Genomic DNA, 6,375 nt, shown 5'->3' on the forward strand with positions numbered 1-6,375 from the left:
CATTTGCTGCTGGGGTTCATTGTCTTTTTTAGATTCATCACTATTGCATGCACTGAATAAAAAGGCAGTACAAACACCTACAATACCGACAGCATATTTCAACCGCTTCATAAAACTCATCTCAAATTAAAATTGAGATGAAGCAATCGACATGCCAATTTTTACTAAACGTTATATTTTTACAAGCACAGAATTAAAAGCCCAACAATTTTGTTGGGCTAGGCGTTGTTAGAAAATACGCTTATCGTCCCGCTGACGCTGAGGTAATTTATTCATTTGTTCCAGCACTACTGCTGCAATATTCATATAACTTTCTGCTGCATCATCTTCAACTACGACACTCGGTTGACCATTGTCAGCATGTTCACGGATTTTTGCGTCTAAGGGTAAACGCCCCAACAATGGAATATCATATTGTTCAGAAAGCTGATCGCCACCACCGATACCAAAAATCTGTTCTTCATGTCCACAGTTCGAACAAATATGCGTTGACATATTTTCAATCACACCCAGTACAGGAATATTCACTTTATTGAATAATTCAATCCCTTTCACGGCATCCATGAGCGCGACATTTTGTGGTGTGGTGACAATCACAGCCCCAGTTACAGGGATACGCTGCGCTAAAGTAAGTTGAATATCACCTGTGCCCGGTGGCATGTCGATGACTAATACATCCAAATCTGGCCACAATGTTTGATTGAATAACTGCATCAATGCACCCGTTGCCTTAGGCCCACGCCAAGCCACAGGCGTATTGTTCGCCCCAATAAGATGACCAATCGAAATAACCGCCATGCCATAGGCATCTAAAGGAACAAAATGTTCATTTTCAATTTGTGGTGTGCGGCCTGCATTTCCTAACATAGTTGGAATACTTGGGCCATAAATATCCGCATCAAGGACACCAACTTTCAAACCAAGTTTTTGTAGTGCCAAAGCTAAATTTACAGTGGTTGTTGATTTACCTACACCACCTTTACCCGAAGACACCAAAATCACATTTTGAATACGTGGATGTGGTGCCACATCTCGTTGCTGTGGTGCGGCTTTCTGGATTGGAGGATTATTTGGATCTTCCTCAGCTTTTGGTGAAGCATCCATCACAGGCGGTAACTTATTACTATTTTCGGCTTTAGGTTGAGATGAACAGCTATGCCCCGCCTCGCCATGTGCAGCATGTTTTTGTTGAATAATATGAAGATTCAGTTCTTGGATTCCACATTTTTCCAAAGCATCAGCCAACTCGTCATGAATTTGTTGCAAATGATCTTTTTCTTGCGGGTATGTATTGATGGTCAGTTGTAAGATACGACCTTGTACATTGACTTGGCTAATTCGATCTTTTAAAGCATTTTCAGAGTTTGGCAAAACATAATTCTGTAGCACTGCTTGAATTTCGTCTTCCTTCACCTCTTGAGCTGGTGAAAAAACAGATTTTAAGGAAGAAAGCCACGACATTTTGTTTACTCCAAAAACAGGTCAACATATCACTGAGTTTGGTTAGTTTAGCAGTATTAATAGCGGTTGCCACTTTATAAATGAATCACGTTGCAGACCAAAATTCATTACTTAAGCTACAAATATAAAAAATAGACGCTCATATCTTAGAAGATTGTCGCGCATTTTTTAAATGCACTTTCTTCAGTCAATATCAGCGTCTAGATTTATTCAAAAAGTGCTAAGCATCAACCTTTGAACTTATTAATGGTATCAGTTGCAGCTTTCTTCAAATCATCTAATTTGTGACTCGCTTGAGCTTTCAAATCATCAAACTTGGCAGCAGCATCATCTTTTAACTCAGCCGCTTTTGCTTTCGCATCGTCCAATTTATGACTTGCTTCTTCTTTTAAATGATCAAACTTTTCCTGAAGACTATGCTGTGTGTCTTCTAGTTTTGCTTTCGCCTCATCCACTTTGCTTGAAAAAGCATCTTTAGTTTCAGAGCCCTGCTCCGATACATCTCTCTTTAAATCATCGAGTGCTTTTTCATCCTTTAATTTCAACTCTTCAGCAGAGTGTTTTAAGTCATCAACCGCTTTTTCACCTTGTAGCTGAGCTTCTTTTGCTTTGTGTTTAAGATCATCACCCAATTCAGCTGCTTGAGTTTTTAATTCATCAATTTTGTCATTTGTCATGGTATTTCCTCACTAACGAATAAGCAAAGTACATATTGTTGGAGCTAGATTTATTTATAGCGCATTTAGATGATTTTTTTAGTGATTGCTGCAAATTGAAACAATTGGGATACAGGAAGATTCATTTCATATCCGACTGATAACCTTTTGAATTTTTTAGATATAAAAATCATATAAATGAACAACATCAACCTTGATTATGAAACTCTTTCCTAGAGATTTCATATAAAACATGCCTGCTCAATGGATGATCGGATGCCAAAGCAGGATGTTGGAATTCTGTGATTTTTCTCATTTTTAACTTTTTCATTACTGCTTGTGATTTTTCATTTTCCAAAGTTGTAAAAGATACAACTTTATTCAGTTGCAACTGTTCAAATGCAAAATCCAAAGCGGCATTTGCCGCTTCTGACGCATAGCCTTGCCCCCAATATGCCTGATCAAGTCGCCAACCAATTTCAACACAAGGCGAAAATGAAAATTGTATGGGCTGATCATGCAATCCAACAAATCCTATGAATTGTTGGGTTTCTTTTAATTCTACTGCCCAAAAACCCCAGCCTTTCGTCTCGATAATTAACTTCATACGATCAATCAAGGCATCACTTTCTGCTCGTGACAGCAGATTCGGAAAGTACTGCATCACTTGAGGATTGGTTCCCATTTCGGCAAAACATGGATAATCACTATCTCGCCATTGGCGCAAAATCAGTCTTGGTGTTTCGATCATTTTTACAACCATCAAATTTCAATTAAAAACTATTCACAATATAGCGAAATAGATCAGATATACTTTCGCATTAACGATATCTTAAACTTATTTATAAAGTTATGAATGAAAATGAACTTTTAGAAATTCAACATGAACTTCAAGCTCAAGAAAAACGTCTGAAGTATATTCTTTCAAGTAAAAGAAGAATCCAGCATATGATTCTTTCTTTTGAACAGGATCTGGCTGAACAATTAATTCCTGTTATTGATCAAATCAGTGATGATAAAGCGCCAGTTGAAAGCAGTTTAGCGCTGACGATTTGCTGGAAATTTTCTAAAGCCGAGTTTCCGAAAACTGAACATTGGTGTAGCGAACTCAGCATTACTGACCTTGAAATTAGGGATCAATTTACTGTGACGTTAAAAGCACAGGCATGGTTAGGGACTCTAGGCAGTGATGAGCTTTGGCAAACCCCGATGTGTGCTGAAATTACGCTTGATCCAAAAACAGATGGTCTCAAGAGCTACTACATCCATTTCTTGTCTAAAGGCAAAATTATTTCGCTGAGAAAGAACTCAAAGCACAACGTAACCGTTAAGCAGATGCAAAGTATGTGATCTTTGAATATTTCACTGAATCCCTTGTGCAAGTCGCTCTTAAGTCATGTAAAATCATCTGCCTTGCAAATACGAATGAGAGAACAATATCCGTGCGTAAAATTTTAGTCACCAATGCCCTCCCTTATGCCAATGGTCCTATCCATATGGGTCACTTACTCGGTTATATCCAAGCAGATATTTGGGTTCGTGCGATGCGTGCAATGGGTCATGACGTGACTTACGTATGTGCGGATGATGCTCATGGTACAGCGATCATGTTACGTGCTGAAGCCAATGGCATCAGTCCTGAAGCGCAAATTGCCAATGTTCAAAAAGAACACATTCGTGATTTCGACGGTTTTGGTGTGCATTTTGATCATTATGATTCAACACATAGTGATGCAAACAAAGCACGTGCATCTGAGATTTACATCAAAAACCGTGAAGCAGGCAATATCGCTGTTCGCCCTGTCACACAATTATTTGATCCTGAAAAAGGCATGTTCCTTTCTGACCGTTTCATTAAAGGCACGTGCCCAAAATGTAAATCGGAAGATCAATACGGCGATGCGTGCGAAGTGTGTGGCACAACTTACAATGCAACTGAATTACTCAATCCACGCTCAACGTTGAGTGGTGCGACTCCTGTTGAGAAATCGTCAGATCACTATTTCTTTAAACTTCCGAATTTTTCAGAATACTTACAGGAATGGACGCGTGACCAAGGTCGCCTACCTGTTTCGATTGCCAACAAACTAGATGAGTGGTTTGAAGCAGGTTTATCGGATTGGGATATTTCGCGTGATGCGCCTTATTTCGGTTTTGAAATTCCAGATGCGCCAAACAAATATTTCTATGTTTGGGTAGACGCTCCGATTGGTTATATGTCGAGTTTTGAAAACTACATCAAAACCAAACGTCCTGATCTAAGCTTCGATGATTTCTGGAAAAAAGACAGCGACAAAGAAGTTTATCACTTCATTGGTAAAGACATCGTTTACTTTCACGCACTGTTCTGGCCTGCAATGCTTGAAGGTGCAAACTACCGCACGCCATCAGGTTTGTTCGTGAATGGTTTCTTGACAGTGAACGGTCAGAAGATGTCAAAATCTCGCGGTACATTCATCAAAGCTGAAACTTATTTACAGCATTTGAATCCTGAATATTTACGCTACTACTTTGCCTCTAAGCTTTCAGACAAAGTTGAAGATTCAGATTTAAATTTGGATGACTTCGTTCAAAAAGTGAATTCTGACCTTGTCGGTAAAGTGGTGAATATTGCCAGCCGTTGTGCAAAATTCATTAACAGCAATTTCAATAATACGCTTTCAAGCACATGCGCTGAACCTGAATTGGTTCAAAGCTTTATTGATGCGGGCGATTCAATTGCGCAAGCCTATGAAGCGCGTGAATTCTCTGCGGCTATTCGTGAAATCATGGCGCTTGCGGACAAAGCGAATCAATATATTGATGAGAAAAAACCGTGGGCACTTGCAAAGCAAGAAGGTCAAGAACAACAAGTTCATGACGTTTGCTCAGTCGGTATCAACTTATTCCGTCAGCTTGCGATTTACTTGGCCCCTGTTCTTCCAACACTTGCGGCTCAAGTTCAGTCTTTCTTACAACTTGAAAGCTTTGACTTTGCATCTCGTCAGCAAATCCTAGTTGCGCATGAAATTGCTCAATTCCAACCGCTTATGCAGCGTGTTGATCCTAAAGCAGTTGCAGCTATGGTTGATGCATCGAAAGACTCTTTAGCCGCTGCGGCAGAAGCGCCAAAAGTGGAAAAGAAAAAAGAGAAGAAAACCGAGAAGAAGCCTGAACCTAAAGTGGGTGAAGCTGCTCTTAACACAAGCACCATTGGTATTGAAGACTTTATGAAAGTTGACCTCCGTGTAGCTGAGGTTTTAGAAGCTTCAACTGTCGAAGGTTCGGATAAATTACTTCAACTCACTTTAAATGTAGGTGAAACTGAACCACGTAATGTATTCAGTGGTATTCGTGAGTTTTATCAGCCAGAATACTTAAAAGGCAAATTAGTAGTGATGGTGGCCAACCTTGCACCTCGTAAAATGCGTTTTGGTATTTCTAACGGTATGGTACTTGCAGCGGGTAATGGTGAAGGTGTTTGGGTGATTTCACCTGAATCTGGTGCTAAAGCTGGTGATAAAGTGTCTTAAGATTTAATTCTGAGACAAGAAAGAGCCTCTACATTGTAGGGGCTTTTTCTTGCATCTCTACAACTATTTCTACTCATTAAGCTAAGATATTGATATTAAATGTTTGATAAGATCAAAAAATGAGAGTTTTAATGAATAATAGAGTTTCTTTAATCATCGTAATCAAACACCATTATCTACTAAAATTCATTTTATAAGTCGATATTTTATATAGGTTTATTATTTGTAATAATTTTCTAAGAGGTATTAAATGCAAATTGAACAACTAAATACAATAGCCACTTTTTTCGGTGTATTAGCAGCTTTAATAATATTTAAAAACTGGAAAAAACAAAAAGGGAGTGAAGTTATCTCGAATGAAGCAAAAGAAGCATTTCACCTAATAAAAAGCTTACCCAATCAGAAGAATACTGTGCTAGAGGATATGCTTAAAATGGCTATTGAAAATTAAGAGCCACTTGTTCCAAACGATTTCAATAAGTCTAGATTTGAAAATTACAGGAAATCAAATGTAGAAATTATTAAAAAACTAGACTTAATTGCTTTCGACAATAAAGATAAAAAAACACTAAATATTATTAAAAAATATACTGACAGCTATAAAAATTTTGCAATTCTTTATTATCGTCCAACGACAACAAAAAAAGTTTTAGAACTACATACTCAATATGATGAAAGCTTAACTTCTTTAAAAAAAGAACTCTATAAATATATACTTTACAAGAAAACAATATAAAAAAAACTAA

General features: G+C 38.1%; 6 protein-coding genes. 3 read left to right on the forward strand and 3 right to left on the reverse strand.

Annotated features, from left to right (window positions below; translation table 11 throughout):
* Nucleotides 1–228: 228 nt before the first annotated feature.
* From apbC to HMPREF0023_RS08550, 3 genes are all read right to left on the reverse strand, one after another.
* A complete protein-coding gene (gene apbC, locus HMPREF0023_RS08540; RefSeq protein ID WP_004638077.1) occupies nt 229–1,461 on the reverse strand; it encodes an iron-sulfur cluster carrier protein ApbC in 1,233 nt (410 codons plus the stop codon).
* A gap of 227 nt (nt 1,462–1,688) precedes the next feature.
* Nucleotides 1,689–2,138 carry a hypothetical protein gene (locus HMPREF0023_RS08545; RefSeq protein ID WP_008941853.1) on the reverse strand — a complete coding sequence of 150 codons (450 nt, stop codon included), beginning with the start codon at nt 2,136–2,138 and terminating at the stop codon, nt 1,689–1,691.
* A gap of 187 nt (nt 2,139–2,325) precedes the next feature.
* Nucleotides 2,326–2,868 (reverse strand): GNAT family N-acetyltransferase, encoded by a 543-nt coding sequence (locus HMPREF0023_RS08550; RefSeq protein WP_026056257.1) that lies wholly within the window; start codon nt 2,866–2,868, stop codon nt 2,326–2,328.
* Nucleotides 2,869–2,969: 101 nt separating this feature from the next.
* On the opposite strand from HMPREF0023_RS08550, the gene HMPREF0023_RS08555 reads away from it, so the two are divergent.
* The 3 genes from HMPREF0023_RS08555 to HMPREF0023_RS08565 all read left to right on the forward strand — a co-directional run bounded on the left by HMPREF0023_RS08555 (nt 2,970) and on the right by HMPREF0023_RS08565 (nt 6,080).
* Nucleotides 2,970–3,467, forward strand: a complete 498-nt coding sequence (locus HMPREF0023_RS08555) for a hypothetical protein (RefSeq protein ID WP_004638073.1) — start codon at nt 2,970–2,972, stop codon at nt 3,465–3,467.
* 92 nt (nt 3,468–3,559) lie between these two features.
* The gene (gene metG, locus HMPREF0023_RS08560; RefSeq protein ID WP_017396445.1) at nt 3,560–5,629 is read left to right on the forward strand and encodes a methionine--tRNA ligase; all 2,070 of its coding nucleotides are present in this window, start codon (nt 3,560–3,562) and stop codon (nt 5,627–5,629) included.
* Nucleotides 5,630–5,879: 250 nt separating this feature from the next.
* Nucleotides 5,880–6,080 (forward strand): hypothetical protein, encoded by a 201-nt coding sequence (locus HMPREF0023_RS08565; RefSeq protein WP_008941856.1) that lies wholly within the window; start codon nt 5,880–5,882, stop codon nt 6,078–6,080.
* Nucleotides 6,081–6,375 lie beyond the last annotated feature (295 nt).

The sequence above is a fragment of the Acinetobacter sp. ATCC 27244 genome (genome assembly GCF_000156555.1).
Classification (GTDB): domain Bacteria; phylum Pseudomonadota; class Gammaproteobacteria; order Pseudomonadales; family Moraxellaceae; genus Acinetobacter; species Acinetobacter haemolyticus.